Origin of the sequence: Polymorphobacter megasporae, assembly GCF_018982885.2 — a bacterium.
Classification (GTDB): domain Bacteria; phylum Pseudomonadota; class Alphaproteobacteria; order Sphingomonadales; family Sphingomonadaceae; genus Polymorphobacter_B; species Polymorphobacter_B megasporae.
On sequence record NZ_CP081849.1, the window covers coordinates 513,927 to 530,722 of the forward strand.

At 61.8% G+C, this 16,796-nt stretch carries 14 protein-coding genes and 2 pseudogenes; 11 read left to right on the forward strand and 5 right to left on the reverse strand.

From position 1 onward, the window contains the following. The first annotated feature begins 14 nt into the window (after positions 1 to 14). The 5 genes from KTC28_RS20650 to KTC28_RS23510 all read left to right on the forward strand — a co-directional run bounded on the left by KTC28_RS20650 (position 15) and on the right by KTC28_RS23510 (position 5,294). The gene (locus KTC28_RS20650) at positions 15 to 728 is read left to right on the forward strand and encodes a fimbrial biogenesis chaperone (protein ID WP_216711518.1); all 714 of its coding nucleotides are present in this window, start codon (positions 15 to 17) and stop codon (positions 726 to 728) included. A 99-nt stretch (positions 729 to 827) separates the two neighbouring features. After that, positions 828 to 3,125 carry a fimbria/pilus outer membrane usher protein gene (locus KTC28_RS20655; RefSeq protein WP_216711519.1) on the forward strand — a complete coding sequence of 766 codons (2,298 nt, stop codon included), beginning with the start codon at positions 828 to 830 and terminating at the stop codon, positions 3,123 to 3,125. After that, positions 3,122 to 3,409 carry a hypothetical protein gene (locus KTC28_RS20660; protein WP_216711520.1) on the forward strand — a complete coding sequence of 96 codons (288 nt, stop codon included), beginning with the start codon at positions 3,122 to 3,124 and terminating at the stop codon, positions 3,407 to 3,409. Before KTC28_RS20655 ends, KTC28_RS20660 begins: the two co-directional genes overlap by 4 nt. 127 nt (positions 3,410 to 3,536) lie before the next feature. After that, entirely contained in the window at positions 3,537 to 4,277 is a 741-nt protein-coding gene (locus KTC28_RS20665; protein WP_255602523.1) for a Csu type fimbrial protein, read from the forward strand. 939 nt (positions 4,278 to 5,216) lie between these two features. Then, positions 5,217 to 5,294: a hypothetical protein gene (locus KTC28_RS23510; RefSeq protein WP_439650133.1), complete on the forward strand. Its 78-nt coding sequence runs from the start codon at positions 5,217 to 5,219 to the stop codon at positions 5,292 to 5,294. Positions 5,295 to 5,608: 314 nt separating this feature from the next. Here KTC28_RS23510 and KTC28_RS20670 read toward each other — a convergent pair whose 3' ends face one another. Continuing rightward, a complete protein-coding gene (locus KTC28_RS20670; protein ID WP_216711521.1) occupies positions 5,609 to 6,547 on the reverse strand; it encodes a hypothetical protein in 939 nt (312 codons plus the stop codon). Between the two features lie 1,131 nt (positions 6,548 to 7,678). After that, positions 7,679 to 8,827 (reverse strand): GGDEF domain-containing protein, encoded by a 1,149-nt coding sequence (locus KTC28_RS20675; protein ID WP_216711522.1) that lies wholly within the window; start codon positions 8,825 to 8,827, stop codon positions 7,679 to 7,681. Positions 8,828 to 9,148: 321 nt separating this feature from the next. Here KTC28_RS20675 and KTC28_RS20680 point away from each other — a divergent pair, with 321 nt between their 5' ends. Next, positions 9,149 to 9,982 carry an IS5 family transposase gene (locus tag KTC28_RS20680; RefSeq protein ID WP_216711713.1) on the forward strand — a complete coding sequence of 278 codons (834 nt, stop codon included), beginning with the start codon at positions 9,149 to 9,151 and terminating at the stop codon, positions 9,980 to 9,982. A gap of 222 nt (positions 9,983 to 10,204) precedes the next feature. Beyond that, complete coding sequence (locus tag KTC28_RS20685) at positions 10,205 to 10,804, forward strand: PEP-CTERM sorting domain-containing protein (RefSeq protein ID WP_226895816.1); 600 nt, start codon at positions 10,205 to 10,207, stop codon at positions 10,802 to 10,804. A 270-nt stretch (positions 10,805 to 11,074) separates the two neighbouring features. Here the strand turns inward: KTC28_RS20685 and KTC28_RS20690 are convergent. Beyond that, positions 11,075 to 12,134: pseudogene (locus tag KTC28_RS20690) on the reverse strand (IS630 family transposase). A 160-nt stretch (positions 12,135 to 12,294) separates the two neighbouring features. Here KTC28_RS20690 and KTC28_RS20695 point away from each other — a divergent pair. Further along, positions 12,295 to 13,049, forward strand: a protein-coding gene (locus tag KTC28_RS20695) for an IS5 family transposase (protein WP_223132311.1) whose coding sequence is annotated in 2 segments (ribosomal slippage) — positions 12,295 to 12,628 and positions 12,628 to 13,049 — 756 coding nt in all. Because the reading frame shifts where the segments join, the coding sequence is not laid out codon by codon here. A gap of 62 nt (positions 13,050 to 13,111) precedes the next feature. Here KTC28_RS20695 and KTC28_RS20700 read toward each other — a convergent pair. Beyond that, positions 13,112 to 14,413 carry an IS701 family transposase gene (locus tag KTC28_RS20700; protein ID WP_223132312.1) on the reverse strand — a complete coding sequence of 434 codons (1,302 nt, stop codon included), beginning with the start codon at positions 14,411 to 14,413 and terminating at the stop codon, positions 13,112 to 13,114. A 29-nt stretch (positions 14,414 to 14,442) separates the two neighbouring features. On the opposite strand from KTC28_RS20700, the gene KTC28_RS20705 reads away from it, so the two are divergent. From KTC28_RS20705 to KTC28_RS20710, 3 genes and pseudogenes are all read left to right on the forward strand, one after another. Beyond that, positions 14,443 to 14,871, forward strand: coding sequence for a pyridoxamine 5'-phosphate oxidase family protein (locus KTC28_RS20705; protein WP_255602642.1), 429 nt, complete (start codon positions 14,443 to 14,445; stop codon positions 14,869 to 14,871). A gap of 85 nt (positions 14,872 to 14,956) precedes the next feature. Beyond that, positions 14,957 to 15,043: pseudogene (locus tag KTC28_RS23035) on the forward strand (LysR family transcriptional regulator); the annotation flags it as partial. Positions 15,044 to 15,214: 171 nt separating this feature from the next. Beyond that, the gene (locus KTC28_RS20710; RefSeq protein WP_255602643.1) at positions 15,215 to 15,808 is read left to right on the forward strand and encodes a substrate binding domain-containing protein; all 594 of its coding nucleotides are present in this window, start codon (positions 15,215 to 15,217) and stop codon (positions 15,806 to 15,808) included. 205 nt (positions 15,809 to 16,013) lie between these two features. Here KTC28_RS20710 and KTC28_RS20715 read toward each other — a convergent pair whose 3' ends face one another. Further along, positions 16,014 to 16,715, reverse strand: coding sequence for a PEPxxWA-CTERM sorting domain-containing protein (locus tag KTC28_RS20715; RefSeq protein ID WP_216711574.1), 702 nt, complete (start codon positions 16,713 to 16,715; stop codon positions 16,014 to 16,016). Between the last annotated feature and the right edge of the window lie 81 nt (positions 16,716 to 16,796).

A 16,796-nucleotide genomic window follows, 5' to 3' on the forward strand; every position in this document is an offset into this window, starting at 1 on the left:
TGATGGGTCGGGCGATGAGAAGCGTCGCGGGTCTACTCGGTGCCTGCGCCGTGTTCAGCGGGGGCACGGCTTCGGCACAGGTGCTGAACGTCCTGCCGGTGACGATCGAGCTTGCCGCGGGACAGCGAGCGGCGGCGTTGACGATCATCAATGAGGGTGATGCGGAGGCATCGTTCCAATTGCGTAGCTTCCGGTGGACACAGGGCGAGGACGGTTCGGACGTTCTGGCACCATCGGATGAGATCTCGGTCAGCCCGCCGCTCGGCACCATCGCGCACGGCGCAAGTCAGGTCGTGCGCATCGTCCTGCGACAGGTGACGCCGGGGAGGGAAGGCACCTATCGGCTTCTGCTTGACCAGATCCCGGCGCCTGCTGCGCCGGGCACGGTGCGGATCGCGCTGCGGCTGTCGCTGCCTGTCTTCGCACCGCCCGTCGCCCGCGCGACCCCCGATCTGAAGTTCCACGTTGAACGATCTCACGATCAGATCTTCCTCGTCGCCGTCAATCACGGCGTGCGTCATGAGAAGCTGCGGGACATCACTCTAAAAACCGGCGATGGCACCGTGCTGGCGGTCGAGAAGAACGTTTCGCCTTACATCCTCGCCGGAGCAACGCGGCGCTGGCATGTCGGCAGCAAATCGATGAACGATCCGACGGTACAGCTGTCGGCACGCGGCGAACTCAACCAGATCACCGATCAATCGGTAACCGTCACGGCAACACCTTGAGCCGTGCAATGGCTTCCGATCGCCGCGCTCATGCTCGTATCGACAGGTCTCACCGGGGTGGATGCTGCAGCCGAGCAGCCGCTTCTGCTGGAGGTTCATGTGAACGGCCGTCCCTCAGCGCAGATCGGTGAGTTCATCCTGAGCGATGGACGCCTGTCCGCGCGACGCAGCGAACTCCGCGAACTCGGCATGACCTTCCCCGACCCGCAGACCCCTGGACAGAACGACTTGGTCGCGTTGTCGGGATTGCGCGGACTTGCGTTCCGCCTCGATCTGCCGAGGCAGGCGATCTACCTGACAGTCGATGACGCGTTGCTGACTCCGTCTGTCCTGCATGCCGGCGCCGAGGCGTCACGGAGCGGCGATGTCCAAAGCGGCACTGGGCTTGCCCTCGACTACGACTTGACGGGATCAATGGCGGGCGGACGCGCATCCGCGGCAGGCCGGGTCGATGTCCGCGCCTTTTCGCCGTGGGGCATCGGCAGCAGCGGGTTCCTGATCTACGCGAACAGCGGCAGCAACGGTTCGGGTGGCGTCGCCGCGACGTCGGTCATCCGGCTCGACACCAGCTACACCTTCTCCGATGCCACCACCCTCCACCGCATCCGCGTCGGCGATTTCATCTCGGGCGGGCTGAGCTGGACGCGGCCGGTGCGGATGGCGGGGGTGCAATTCAGCATCGACTACGCGCTGCGGCCCGATCTCGTCACTTTCCCACTGCCGTCGGTGAGCGGTTCGGCGGCTGTGCCCTCGACGATAGACGTGCTGGTGAACGGCACACGGCTATTTTCGCGCGAAATTGAAGCCGGGCCGTTTACCGTTCCACAATTGCCCGTGGTGACCGGGGCGGGCACGATTTCGACGACGCTGACCAACGCGCTGGGACGGCAGGTCAGCACCACTCTGCCGTTCTACGCGACCTCGCTGCTGCTCGCCCCGGGCCTGCAGTCGGCGTCGGTCCAGGCAGGCGCGCTGCGGCGCAATTTCGGGCTGCGGAGCGACGATTACCGCCGTATGGCCGCGAGCTTCACCTACCGCCGAGGCCTGTCGGACCGGTTGACGATCGAGGCGAGTGGCGAGGGAACGGCGAAAGTCGCGATGGGCGGCGGCGGCGCGGTGCTCAACATCGACAACTTCGCCGTCGTGAACGCCGCCGCGGCGGCTAGCGGCAGCCCAGCCGGGGTCGGCTCGCAGGTCACGATTGGCATTCAGCGGGCGGGCCGCAAGCTCAACCTGAGCGGGTCGGCGACGGTCGCCAGCGCGCGTTTCCGCGATCTCGCCGCCGATGACGGCGATGCATCGCCGCGGCTGCAGATCAACGCCAATGCCGGTTGGACGCTGGGACGCTTCGGCGCAATCGGCGTCGCCTTCGTCGGTATCAAGCGTGATGCGCTGTCCGCCCGTGACGTCGTCGGGCCGGTCAAGACCGCTTTCATGCAGGCGCCGGTCTCCATGGAGAGCTTGATGTTCCTCCAGCCTGCGCAGAAGGCCTATGTCGCGTCGGCCAGCTATTCGGTGCAGGTGAAGCGCATATCCCTCTTTGCAACCGGTTTCCGCGACTTCGCCGGCATCGGCGGGAGCGGCGCTTTGCTCGGCATCGCCATGCCCCTCGGGCGGCGCAGCTCGGTCAGCATCGATTCGAGCATCAGCAATGGTAGTCGGATGCTTCAAGGCCAGGCGACGCAATCGGCTGTCGCGATCGGGGATTGGGGATATCAGGTCGTCGCGTCGCCGGCCAGCCCGCAGCGTGCCTTCGGTGAGATCCGATATAAGGCACCCTTCGCCGCGCTGGCGGCCGGCGCCGACTATAGCTCGAAACAGACGACGTTCCGCCTGGAAGCGCAGGGATCGGTGTCGATGCTCGATGGCAGCGTCTTTGCGTCGAACACAATTTACGACAGCTTCGCAGTCGTCGACACCAGCGGCCTCGCTGGGGTCCACGTCCGCAACGAGAACCGCGATGTCGGAACGACTGATCGTCACGGCCGCCTGCTCGTTCCCGAACTCCGTTCCTTCGATCTCAACCATCTGTCGATCGAGCCGAACGACGTTCCGCTCGATAGCGATCTCGACACCGCCGGCCGCTTGGTCCGCCCGCAGGACCGCTCGGGTGTCGTCGTCAGATTCCCGGTGAAGCCGAGCAATGCGGCGCTGCTGCGCATGGTCGCTGCCGACGGGAATCCGATCCCAATCGGCAGCACGGCACGGCTCGCGAACGGTGAAGCTGTTCCGGTCGGCTATGACGGCGAGTCTTTTTTGCCGGGCCTGTCGGCGCGAAACGATGTCCAGGTTGAACGCGCCGACGGCGGGCGCTGCGTTGTTCATTTCGAATATGCGCCCGTCGTCGGACAGGTGCCCGTTATCGGCCCGCTGCGTTGTATCGCCCAAACGCCGTGACGGCCGCCGCGATCAGATACGCCTTGCTTTATGGGTTGGCTACCGTTTGTGCTGTGCCATCGGCGGCGACAGAGTTGGGCCTTTCGACGACATTTAACGTTGGTGCAGTCGTCGTCGACCTTTGCTTGGTACCGAATGCGTATCGCGCGATTAAGGAGGTCGACAGCCGGGTCAATGCGCAGTGCGAAGGGCGACGGGCGGTGGCTTACGCCGAAGCACTGCCGGTCGCTGCTATCACGCGCACCGCGAACGGGGTGGTCACCGCGATCAGCCTCGAGTTTTAACGGCAAAGTGTGCGGCCTTCAGCCCTTGGCGCGAAAGCGCAGCGTTCTTTTTGTGCTTGTGCTTGTCCCTGCATTGGCTTTCGGGTGGCAGGTAGACGCCGCCTGCGTTCTCGACCAGCCGCCGAATATGACCCTCGGCCCGTATAGCGGAATGCAGGTTGATACAGGCTCGACCAATCTGACGGTCAATTGCACCGCCGGTTCGGCGAACTATACGGTCGGCCTTAGCGGCGGTAATAGCGGCGTCACTACTGCACGGACGATGAAATCGGGCACGGTGGTGCTCAACTACAGCCTGTCTCGCGACGCCGCGCGAACGCAGAACTGGGGTAATGTTGCGGGGACCGACACCTATGCCGGCAACGGTGCCACCGCTTCGGTATCCGTACCGATATACCCAAGGATTGCTGCAGGTCAGCTTGTCGCGCCGGGAACCTACACCGATACTGTGAGCACAGCATCGAAATCGTTCACTGTCAGTGCAACGATCCTACCTTCGTGCAGCATTTCTACGAGCGCGATGAGCTTCGGAATATATGCCGGAACGGTACTGGACTCGACATCGACCATCACGCTCACGTGCTCCAATACAACCTCATACACGGTCTCGCTCAACCAAGGTGTCGCGACAGGAGCAACAACGTCCGCCCGGCAAATGACCCGTTCCGGTGCTACTACGCTCAATTATACGCTGTCGTCGGACGCCGCCCGAACGGCAAACTGGGGAAATACCGCCGGTGGCGACACCGTGGCCGGGACCGGTAGTGGGAATTCTCAGACGCTGACTATCTACGGTCGTGTACCGGCTGGCCAGCGCGTTATGCCAGGTTCGTATGCAGATACGATAGTCGCAACGATTACGTATTAGAATGTCGTCGGGCTAGCCCGCTATTGGCATCAAACGCGTCGAAATAATTTGTTATAATCATCCGCTGGTCATAAATGATCGGGTCGAAGTTCTACGAAATACTGTCTACCGGTTGCACAAGACCTGCTAAACTAATTCACAAGACATAGCACTCGAGCGAGTGATTGGCGTCTATACAGCGCTGGATATCGCTGATCACCGGAAGCCGCCCGACGCTCCCGGCCCCCGGCGCCGCTCCGCAGCCTGATCTCCTAAATCGCTCCCCTGCCTGCTTTCGGCGGGACGAGAGTTAGCATACTCCGGTTTCGGAACAGAGGCGGAACGGATTGGCATCGGCGCTCTGCCCTTGGCTTCAACATTTATTTACGAACGTTGACAAATCGATGGCGATTATGGGCGCGCGATTTTATAGTGATACCGAATTTCCAGAAGCGAACGCGACGTTCCGACGGTCCTGCCCAGACAAGGGTCCAACAGTCGCCGGCAGGTAGCTCAACGATGCGGTGGATATGTCGGACTTCGATTTGGCGGACAGTCCCGGGCGCGCGATGCACCAGTTCGCTATTCCAGGCGCCACTCGATAGGGCGTGGAATACCTCCTCAACATAGCCGCCAGCCAGGATCTCGGTCTCAAAGCCCCATGGGTGATCGTGCGGATTGGCGCGCGGTGCCTTACGCCGGAAGTGATGAAGCGTCTGACCGTTGTTGAGGTGATATCTGATGAGTGACGGCGAAAGCCGCTCGACGCGGGTGATCTCAGTCCCGGCCGGGACGCGCTCTCGGGCGGCAGGAGCTACTCGCAGTCCCATCGCACCATATCGAGCTCCGGCCTCTGCATCGTAACGATTCGCGCCATATCAGACTTATGCAGCTTCGCCCCCTGCTTCAGCTTATCGCCAGCGTGGTGCACCTGAGCAGCTGGCAGGCGCGGTCGAACGCATTACCTTCCACGACACAGAGAATGGCTACTGCGTCCTTAGGGTCAAAAGCCCGTGGACATCGCCACTGCCATTTTGATTTGTAACCATCTGAAGTTATGCCGAAAACCTTTTACTGGCGGGTTTAGATAGGCGCCGCTCTGCCGCCTTTCTGCGGACATATCATTTGAGGATTACAAGCTCTTGCCTCAAATTTGGAGGGGGTCCCACTTTAACGCCGATTCGAAGGGCTGCTGTTTTCAAGGTGCGGTTCGTTCGAGATGGGGCGGGAGCTGCCAACAGACTCCCGTCAACGAATGTCAGCTTCCCAGGTCCGTTGCGGGAAGCGGTCAGTCCGTTAACGGCCGCATGTCTACCGCAAGCTCGAGATGCGGTTGTAGCGCAATATCTGCGTCAACCGCTGATCGCACATCCTGCCGCGGCCGCCGAGCGGCTCGCCATTTGCCATGCGACGTGGTCCTCGGCGGCCAGGGAAAACACGGAGCGCTGGGCAGCCTGCGTGACTGCGTCGGTCAGCGAGCGACAACGCCGCGCCTGCGCCCATGGGCTATTGTCGTCGGAGAGGATCGTAAAGTCGCTTGAGAACCCCGGGAGGTAGCGAACGGTGAACACGTCGCCGGGTCCTGGGTAACTCGTGGCGTTGTGGGGTGGGTAAACGTTGAAGTCGTCGTCTTCGAAGCTCGTCGCGGCCGTTCGCCCGTCGGAGCCCCGAAGCATGACGTGATAGCCGACCACGTCATGGCTATTATATTGGGTGCTCGTCGCATAGCTGCCGGTGACCGTCGCCGCGGCTACCGTCCCGAACCGATGCAGCAGGCGGTTAGCCAATGCGGTGCCGAACACCAGGTTGGCGACGAGCGCGGCGACCACCGGCAATCCCAGTGCGATGCGGTTTGGTTGCGAACGCACGCTACCGTTAGTGCGAGTGAGTATTACTCCGACTGCGATCGGACCGAATATGCCGGCGAAGAGCATGAAGAAGCCGTGGCGCAAAATCAGTAGCGTCAAGTGTAGCAGCAAGTCGGTCAGAGGCGATGCGCTTGCCGACGGATTCGCTGGTGGCTGCCAACCGATGTCCGGGTTCAGAGCGGATGCCCGCTCGTCGAGCGACACCCATTTTGCCGTGGTCCCGGGCGCTACCCAAGGCGGCGAGTTTACCGTCGCCCCTGCCGCCTTGAGTGCGAGCGCATCGAGCAAGTAGCGTGCCTCGAGTTGCCCTGGGTTGGAGAGTTCAGCCCCACGGGCATCGATCACCGCCAGGTCTGCGTCATGCCGGGCGACGATCACCAAAGCGCTCGACCTGATCAACGCATCGTCGCCGCCGCTCGTCATCGCGGTCGAAGCGCCGGTGTCGCCGCTGTGCGGCTGTCGATCGAGCTGACCCTGCGCAGTCTGTCGATCGGCAAGATGATAGAACGAAAGCGTCGCGAATCGTGGCGGCGCGTCAGCCGACCGGCCCTTTGGTCGCGCTTCCCACCGGCAGGTCGACATGCCCGCCGCGGGGTAGTTGCTCCAGCTGTCCAGCACTCCGCCGGTACCGGCAAACAGCAGCGGCTCGAGGTCGAGGTTGCTCAGTAGTTGGCACGCATCGGGATCCGGCCGCAGATCAGTCGGAGCAGGGGCTGCAGCGACGATCAGCAGCGCAAGACAAGCGGCCGAACACGGGGCTATCGTTGAGAATTTGACTTGTGCCATCGAGCGAGGGGTGCGGCGTAATGGCAAGGACATGGGACCACTGTGATGACGGTGTTATTCCCTACACACCAGCACCGACGATGGCTTGTCGTTTCGATAGGACGCTGAGAAATCTGGCCATTTTTCGTTGCCGCTCGGCGGATGATGGATAGCCGTGAAACGATATGAGGTGATCGGCAAAGATGAAATCGTACAATCTTATCGTGTACGCCATCCTGGTCCTTTACGCAATAATTTGCAGCAGTCTTGCGCCGGCCCAAATTGGTCCTTGGTGGGAGCTAGCTATCACGACTGCATATTTGGCCGCTGGGTGGTACGTTGCGGGACGCTACCCCGTTTCGGCAATCTGACGACGGTTGGCAGGTACCTCGAGGCCGGATTGGTCAGAGCAATATCCCCATCTTGAATCATCTCGGTCAGAAGGAGGGATGTGAAGACCTAGGTCATCGACCCGATCTCAAACACCGTGTCACCGTCGAGGGTTTGAGGCTTATCTTGAGCCGAGGCACCATAAGTGATTATCCGGCGACCGTGTTCGTCAACCTCGCCTACCACGATGCCCAGACCATGATGCTGGACGTCGATGCGATCCAGAAGGATTTGCCGAATTTCTAAATCCGGGGGTGTCGTCCAGACATCTGGAAGCATCACGGAAATTATCGTTGTGCCTGCGCACGAACAGGCCGACTGGTGGCAAGATTAAATAATAGGGCGAAAGTCAGCTTCAGCATCATCAACCCCGGAGCGGTGCTCGACAAGCTTTTTATCTCAAGCTGCTATCCGCACCTCAGAATCATACGCGGTGCTATCCACGATTGCGTCACACTGTTTGATTCCGCCGCCCCGCGCCTTGACGGCGCAAAGCGCCTGATCGGCGCTGGCGACAAGTTGGCTGAGATCGGATCCGTGCGTCGATGACAGCACGTAGCCGATGCTCGTCGCGATCTGGACGGTATGGCCCGCGATGCAGAACGGTTCGGCGATTGCTTTAGCGACGCGCGTCGCCAGCGCCTTGACCTCGTCTGCGTTCTTTGCCTCGGTCTGCACGATGACGAATTCGTCGCCGCCGATCCGTGCGGCAAAATCACACTCGCCGATACTGCCGAGCAGGCGATCGGCGACGGCCTTTAGCAAGGCGTCGCCAACCGGATGGCCGAAGCAATCGTTGACCGGCTTGAAGCGGTCGAGATCGAGACAATGAACGGCGATGATATCGGCACCCCCGGCCGCGTGCACGAATTCGTCGTAGCGCTCGCGGAGCGACAGCCGGTTGGGTAGACCGGTCAGGTGATCGCGGCGCGCGAGCAGCGAGAACGAGCGGCGCATGGTGATGTCTCCGGCCGCGCGCCGGTACCGCGCCGACATTGACTGGATTGCACCGCCGACGAAGAGCGCGGTGAGCAATCCAAGCACCACGTGCGTGGCGTCGGGCGTCGACCACGTGACAATTATGGTCGGGACCGTGGCGACAAGTAGGCTGGGAACACTGATCCACGGTCGCAGTGACACGCCCGCGGCGACTCCGGCCCCGTAGCCGAACAGGAGGCCGATGATCGCTGCATTCGATGATCCCGGACCGGCCATCAGTGCGGCGGCGCAGAATGCGCCGAATATCCCGGCAAAAGCGAGGTAAGCGCCGCCGAAGCGCCGCTCGAGTGCCCGGGCGCGGTCGGTCGTCAGACGCGCGTCGGCCAATTGGCGGCGGTAACGCAAAAGCACCGCGATCCGAGCCAGAGCCGCCAAGGTGCCAAGTGACACCAGCGACGCCAGCACCGTGCTGCCGGTCTGAAACACGACCAGCGCGCCGATCGTCAGAAAGGATACCGCCATGATCGTCGTCGGCACGAGCGTCAGAAACAGACTGCGCACGAGATCGATATACGTGTCGTCGGGCAGCCTGAATTTAAATGTGGCCACGAGGAATACCAATGCGTTGACGGACAATACTCACGCACAGAAGCTAATATCGTGTGAAGGGCACCCTGTGCCAACAATGCCATTCGATCTCGAGCGCGGACTGGAGGCATCTGCCCAGACTGGCTAACTGCGCGGGATAAATGACGTCAGGCCCGCTGGGATCCCCAGGCCGACGCGAAATATGGCCCGAAGCACCGGGCCTCGCAGGCGCCAGAGCGCGGCAGCCTGCGTTTGCGATTCATTAGAGCCTGAACGAAAAGTAGTTGAGCGATACCAGTAGGTTGTGATTCACCGTCGTTGTCGAGACGATAGGAGAAGAACTTGCCTTGGACTGATACCGCTCGCCGTCAGCATATGCGCAAGGGGGGGCGCTATCCAAGCGATTTACGGGATGCGGAATGGGCGTTGATCGAGCCGCTGTTTCCGGCAGCCCGCAGCGGCGGGCGTCGTCGCACGACCTGCCTTCGGGCGGTGATGGATGCGATCATGTATATTGCGTCGAGCGGTTGCGCCTGGCGGATGCTGCCCAAATGCTTTCCGGCGACGTCGACAGTGCGCGGCTATTTCTACAGCTGGCGGGATAGTGGGCTGCTGACGACAATCAACCACTTGCTGGTAATGGCAGCACGCGAACAGGCCGGCCGCGAGGCCTCACCCAGTGCTGGCGTTATCGACAGCCAATCGGTCAAAACAACGGAAAGCGGCGGAATTTGCGGCTATGACGCCGGCAAGAAGGTGAAGGGCCGCAAACGCCATATCATCACCGATACCTGCGGCTTTCTGGTGTTTATCCTGGTCCATGCCGCCGACATTCAGGACCGCGACGGCGCTGTCGATGTCCTCAAAGCCATCCGTTTCCGTTTCCCGTTCCTGCGCCATGTGTTTGCCGATGGTGGCTATGCCGGTGACAAACTCAAGGCCGCGCTTGAAGGCCATGGCAGCTGGACCCTCGAAATCATCAAGCGCTCCGATACCGCCAAGGGCTTTGTGCTTTTGCCCCGCCGTTGGGTTGTCGAGCGGACCTTCGCGTGGCTGGGCCGCTGCCGACGTCTCGCCAAAGACTGGGAGCGATCCATCGAAAGCGCCACGGCATGGGCAACCATCGCCAGCATCCGAATGCTCACACGCAGAATCGCAAGGCTCTCAACTCATTGATGTACTTTTGAATCGGGCTCTTAGTACGGTAAAGGTGTAAAGAAATCCGACAGTATGATGACAAATCAATGCGATTGCCGCTTCCCCAACTAATATCTCTGGATTAACCGCCTGTTATTCTTCAACTTGTTTTCTTTACGATGATGTTTAGGGCTCGCGGCCGCAATTGGCACGGAGCTTGCTCTGCCCCCCGAGAGCCAATGATGGTTCTGGAGAGACACGATGAGCCTAAAGTCCCTGATTGCCGGCGTGCTTGCTCTAGGCACTGCCACAGTGGCTGACGCCACCGTCATTCTCACGTCAAACTTTGACTCGCTCGCGCTTAGCACCGGCAGCTACACGACCGTGTCGTCGATCGAGGGTTGGACAAGCACGACAAACGGCATCGAAATCCAGAACCATGCTGCCGGAGCGCCGTTCTCAAGCCCGAACCTCGTCGAGCTCGATACCTTCGCCAACAGCTCGATGTTCCATACTCTCAGTGAGGGGACTTATCTCGTCAGCTATTACTACTCGCCGCGCCCGGCCATTGGCGCTGCCTCGAACGGGATCACGCTGTCGATCGGCTCGACCGCCCTCGACACTGTGACTGGCACCGGCGGCAGCGACACGATGTGGACGCTTCGCAGCGTCAAGTTCGCCACGACCGGCGGCGCGCTGACCTTCGCAGCGACCGGTACATCGGACTCACTCGGCGGCTATCTCGACAACATCACGATCGCTGCAGTGCCCGACGCATCGACGTGGATCCTCATGATCGCGGGCTTCGGGATGGTCGGAATCGCCGCGCGCCGCCGCGCGCTGCACACCGTGGTCGCCTGACCCGCGGATCAACCGCACCCAAGGAGCCGCGCTCGCGGCTCCTTGGGTGCGGCCGGCGCATCGACGGGCATTGCGCTGAACGAACAGCTACTTTCGGTGGCGCGAAATGCTCACCTGTGTTTCCGACCCTGGGGCCGCAGCCACCCTCGGATCCGCGACTTGTCGAACGGCAGCTATGCCGCGTTCGATGCCCGAAAGCTGACAGGTTGCAATCGGCTCCGATGCCGCCCCAGCACCGTGGCCGCGGCGAGTAATACCAAGACTCTTCGATCAGAACGCATGCGCCCACGTCCGCAGTCCGAGCGACATGATCCGCCATGGCTGATCGGTGAGACAGTTCCAAGCGAAGCAACAATGATCGAGGATGTCATCGTAGGATTTGAAGATGCAGTTCGACAGCCAGTTGTCGCGCATAAACTGCCAAACGTTTTCGACCGGGTTGAGCTTGGGGCATTTGGGCGGTAGCGGCAAGAGGGTGATATTGGCCGGAATGACCAGCGCCCTTGAGCCGTGCCAGCCCGCCTGATCGAGGAGAAGCACGGCATGGGCGCCGCATGACACGGCGGCCGCTATCTCCGCGAGATGCAGCGTCATCCCCTCAATAATGCAGCGTGGCAGGACCAGACCGGCGCCTTTGCCCTCGGCCGGGCAGATCGCGCCGTAGATATACGCCGACGTGGTGTGCTGGTCCTTGGGCGCCGATGGCCGGGTCCCGCGCTTGGCCCACCGGCGCGTGATGCCATTCTTCTGGCCGACCCGGGCCTCGTCTTGCCACCATAGTTCTATAAGTGTGCCGACTGGGAGCGTCGCTTCGATCGCTGCCAGCTGGGCGGGGAAGTCTTTTTAAAAACGTCGATGGCATCGGCCCCTTGCGCATGATGCCGGAGCCGGGCCGTCAGCTTGCGGTAGCCCATGGCGCGCAGATCACGGCTCAGGGTCTGCTTGCTCACCGACACGCCATAGTCGTCGAACAGCCACTGGATCAGGCCGACGATCCGCCAGCGCACGACCCCATGCGAGGCCGGGATCGGGCCTTGCTCGATGATCGCACTTAGCGCCTGCTTATGCTCGGGAGCAAGTACCGGGCGCGGACCACGCGCCTTGCCATCCAGCAAGCCATCAGGGACTGGGGCATTGAACCGCAAACCCAATCCCGAACCGACTGCAGACCAGCACCACCGACTCGCGCCGCTTCTTGCCGCGCACCGCCATCGTAAATCACCGCCAGCGCCAGCAACCGCGGAACCTCGTTCGCGTATCCGCTCAGTCGCGCCTGCCGCCGAAGACCAGCCCCGTCAAAGTCGTCCCGAAGCCCAACCGCCGATGCCACCGCAAACCTCCCACTGCATGCGATGTTGAATCAAATCTTGCCCTGCTTGGGGATCCCCCGCGTTGAGTCAGAGACAAAGGGATCTAGGCTCAGGACCTATTAAAGTGCTTGCGGAGACGGTGATCGGTTGATTCAATGGCGGCGCTGAGGAGGCGTCGTGATGAGTGATCTGATTTGGTTGTCCGAGGCGCAGATGCGTCGGATCGAGCCACATTTTCCGTTGTCGCACGGGGTGCCGCGGGTCGATGACCGCCGGGTCATCAGCGGGATCATCTTCGTGATCAGGAACGGCTTGCGCTGGCGGGATGCGCCTGCGGACTACGGTCCGCCCAAGACGATCTACAACCGCTTCATCCGCTGGAGCCGGCTCGGCGTGTTCAACCGCATCTTTGCAGCGCTGGCGGCCAAAGGCGGCAAGCCTGACCAGTTGATGATCGACGCGACCCACCTGAAGGCGCACCGCACCGCTGCCAGCCTCCTCAAAAAGGGGCTCTTCCCCGATGTATCGGACGGACTAAGGGCGGCCTGAACTCCAAGCTGCACGCGGTCTGCGACGGCCAGGGCCGCCCGCTGGTCATGCTCCTCACCGAGGGGCAGACCAGCGACTACAAGGGCGCAGCGCTGATGCTCGACGCCCTGCCCAAAGCGAGGGCCATGCTCGGTGACCGCGGCTATGACGCCGACTGGTTCCGCGCCGCCCTGATCGCCAAGGGCATCACACCCTGCATCCCATCGAAGGCCAACCGCAAAACCCCGATCCCGCATGACCGAACTCTCTACCGGCAACGTCACCGCATCGAGAACATGTTCGGCAGGCTCAAGGACTGGCGGCGTATCCACACCCGCTATGACCGCTGCGCGCACGCCTTCTTCTCGGCCATCGCGCTCGCCGCGACCGTCATCTTCTGGCTGTGATCAATGAGTCCTGAGCCTAGCACTACTTTGGCAGATTAGATTTTGCAGGTGGGGTGAGGTGTTCATTGCAGTGCGGGCATCGCATCGGTGGCGCCCTCGCGAACAGATCGACGATCGCCTGCCTGACGGCGGGCATGCTTGGTTGAGGGGGTGGTCCTGAGACTCTTTTTTTTCCGTCCCGCTGCGGTGAGGCGGCGAGACTGCAGGAAGGCGTAGGCGATCATCGTCATCAAGGCGTGTCGATGCAGGCCTGTCCACGATCGACCTTCAAAGTGGTCGAGGCCGAGTTCCTCCTTGAGCTGCTGGTGCGCCTGCTCGCAGATCCACCGCGCCTTGATTGCTCCGGCGAGCGTTTTGATCGCGGTGTCGGCAGGCAGGTTCGAGAGGTAGTATTTGCGCTCGCCGGTCGAACGATGCTCACCAACCAGCCACACTTCTTCACCCGGCAGATGCTGGCCGCCCATGTCGCGGATACGCTGGGTCGGGCCGTCGGCGACACGCACGCGCAGTGCGGCGAAGCGCGCGGCCAGTCGCCCTTTCGTACCCCGTCGCCAACTGACCCGTTTCCATGGCTGCCCGGCGAGCAACGTCTCGGACGCAACAGATTTTGCATCGGGGATATGGTGTTGACGAGGTCGGCCATGTCCCGCGATCGGGAAGATCATCGCGACATCAGCCGGATAGACCTTCTGCCGGCCGGGTATGCCGACCGCCCAGGACAGGCCGCGCTCGCTCAGCGCCTGGCGGAACGGCGCGCTCATGCCATATCCGGCATCCGCCAGCACACAGCCGAAGCGCACGCCCGCGGCCGTGACCCGGTCGATCTCGGCGATGGCGATCTCAGGCTTGGTCAAGGCGACCTGCCGGTCGGCGGGCACCTTCGCCTTCGTCATGCGCTCGGGATCGCTGGTCCAACTCTCCGGCAGGAACAGGCGCAGACCCACCATCACTGGCACCTCGCGCGATGCGAGTGTCACCGACACGAGCGTCTGGCAGTTCGCGTTCTTGCCGAGCGAGGACGCATATTGCGGCGCGACACCGACCGAGTGGCGCCCCTTCTTCGGCATCGCGGTGTCGTCGATCACAAGGAAGGCATCGCCGCCGCCGACCAACCGGTCGGCTTCGGTCAGCAGCGCCGCGTCGAGCGGAGCACTATCCCAGACCCCTGCCGCCACGAAGTGATGAAGCTGGTCATACCCAATGGCATCGTCGCGAGCCGCCATCGGCTGGACGCTCTTGCGGTCTCCAGGGCCGATCAGGCCGGCAACATAAGCGGGACACATCCGTGCCCGCTTCTTATGACCCAGCGCCGTCAAAAACGGCGCCAGCCAAACCTCAAGGTCGCTTCGCCATTCTCCGCCCATCGCCAGCCTCCATAGCTGGCTCCCTATGAATCACGCAAAACTACCCAAGGGAATCCCAAAAATTATGCTTCTGCCAAAGTAGTGCTAAGTCGGAAGGCGGTGAACTCGCAGGCCGACCAATGAGCAATAACGGCAAAGTCGAGTATCAAGGCGACAGCTACTTTTTCGCGTATGACTCGACGCGGACGGCGCAGGATATCGGCCGCGAGCCCAAGGTCGGCCTGTCCTACCAGGGCTCGGGGGGCCTGCTGGGAAAGCCGCCGATCTTCATCTCGATCGAAGGGGATGCCTCGCTGATCCGCGATAAGCAGGCCTTCGCGTCGCGGTGGTCGAAGGACCTTGAGCGCTGGTTTCCCGAGGGTATTAATACGCCGGGTCTCGTCATGATCAAGGTAAGCGCGACACGGATCCACTACTGGGACGGATCGGACGAGGGTGAGTTGGCGATGGAAGATTGATCAGTGATGCTCACGACGAACGATTGGCGTCACGGGAGCATCTGCGCTGCTCGATCCCGCTGACCTGAAGGCGTTCCTTCGCGTCGTGGAAACCGGCAGCCTGTCGGCTGCGGCGCGGTCGCTCGCTGCGCCTAAGTCGTCGATCAGTCGATCTGTGGCGCGCCTTGAGTCTGCGGTCGGAACTGTCCTCGTCGAGCGATCGGTGCGGGGTCTTCGGCCAACCGATGCGGGCATCCTTTTTGCGGTGCATGCCGACCGTATCCTCGCGGAAATTGATGGAGCGCACGCAGCGCTAGACGAGCTCGTCGGCGCGCCGCGGGGAACGCTGAGAATTAATGCCGCGGTGACATTTGCCGCCGGTCTTATCGCGCCGATGTTGCCCGCTTTCCTCGCACGCTACCCCGACGTGCGCGTCGTGCTCGAGACCGAAAACCGCATCATCGATCTCGCGCGTGAAGACGCCGATATCGCGATCAGGATCGGCCCGCTGGAAAACTCCGATCTGCGGGTACGGAGCCTGGGTCCGATCGAGCTCTGGTCCTGCGCAAGTCCTTCCTACCTTGCCAAGAACGGTCAACCGACCTCGGTCGCCGATCTCGTCGGTCACCGATTGTTCGGCTGGTTCGACGGGCCGAGTGAATGGACGTTCACCGGCCCCAACGGGCAACTCGAAACTGTTCAGGTTCCGACAGGGACTGTCGTTCCCGAGCCGATCGTCTTTCAGGCGCTGCTGGTCGGAGGCGCGGGCATCGGGCGGCTGCCGGACTTCCTAGCGCGCGGCTTGATCGAGAGTGGGCAACTACTGCGCATATTGCCCGGGTTCGGTTCGGAAACGACCGCGGCGCACGCGTTATATCCGAACCACCGGAGTCTATCGACCAAGGTCCGTGTTTTTATCGACGAGCTGATCAACTTCATTGGGCAGCAGACTGACTGATGAAACCCTGCTGTCGGGATGAACAAAGAACGTGCCCGCCAGATCCCGACCAAGACCAAACCGCTCGATACCGGCCGAGGCGCCGGTTGCAGGCTCAGCCAAGGTAGAGACTGGAGTGCGGCATCAGTATCCAGCCTAGAGCATCCGGCGTGCGCGCCAAAGCAATCAGCGTGTGCGTGGTAATCATCTGTCCGAACGTGCTTATCTATTGCGCGACGTAGGTCCTTCGGCGTAGCGCCCCGCCCGCGAGGCCGAAGCCGCCGATCATCAGCGCCCACGTCGTCGGTTCGGGCACCGCAGCCGTCGTTGCCGACGAAGCGTCGAAGTTACCCACCGCAAGGGTCTTCCCGAATGGATCGCCGCCGATCGATTTTCCAAGGAAAAAATCATAGCCGCCATTGCCGCTGCCGAGATCGAAGCCGCCGAAGGCATCGGCGATCGGATCGGCGTCAAGGCTGTAGCCGGCGGCGTTGATGAAAATGTTGCCGACGCCGGCGAAGGCGCCATTGAGTATCTCGACGATCGGATAGTTTCCTCCGCCAAGGTCGCAACCGGGCCCGCAGTCGCCTTCGGGATTGCCGTAGCTTTGGGCATCGAACTTGGTGAAGCTGGTCGATCCGAGCTTAATCCTGAGCGAGGCCTTGGGATCGTCGGACAGGCTCGCGGTCAGGACGCTTGAGAAGCCGAGGCCGGTACCGTCGTTGACCGATTGAGTGTGGTCGACGAGCTTGCTCGTGTCGTAACGAGCCTCGAAGGTGATCGGCGTATTGACGCCGAACGCCGCCGCCGTCCCCGGATTGATCGCAAGGATATGTCCGGAAAAGTCCACTTTGACGTAGTTCGCTTGCGCTGCCGACGCGGCGAAGGCGATGGGCAATACTGCTAGACCCAGTCTTGAAAAACGCATGACCATCTCCCTTGCGGTGCCCACGCTTCGTCGCGCGGGCCCATGAACTGAACGGAACGGACAGGACGAAAACGGGATAGT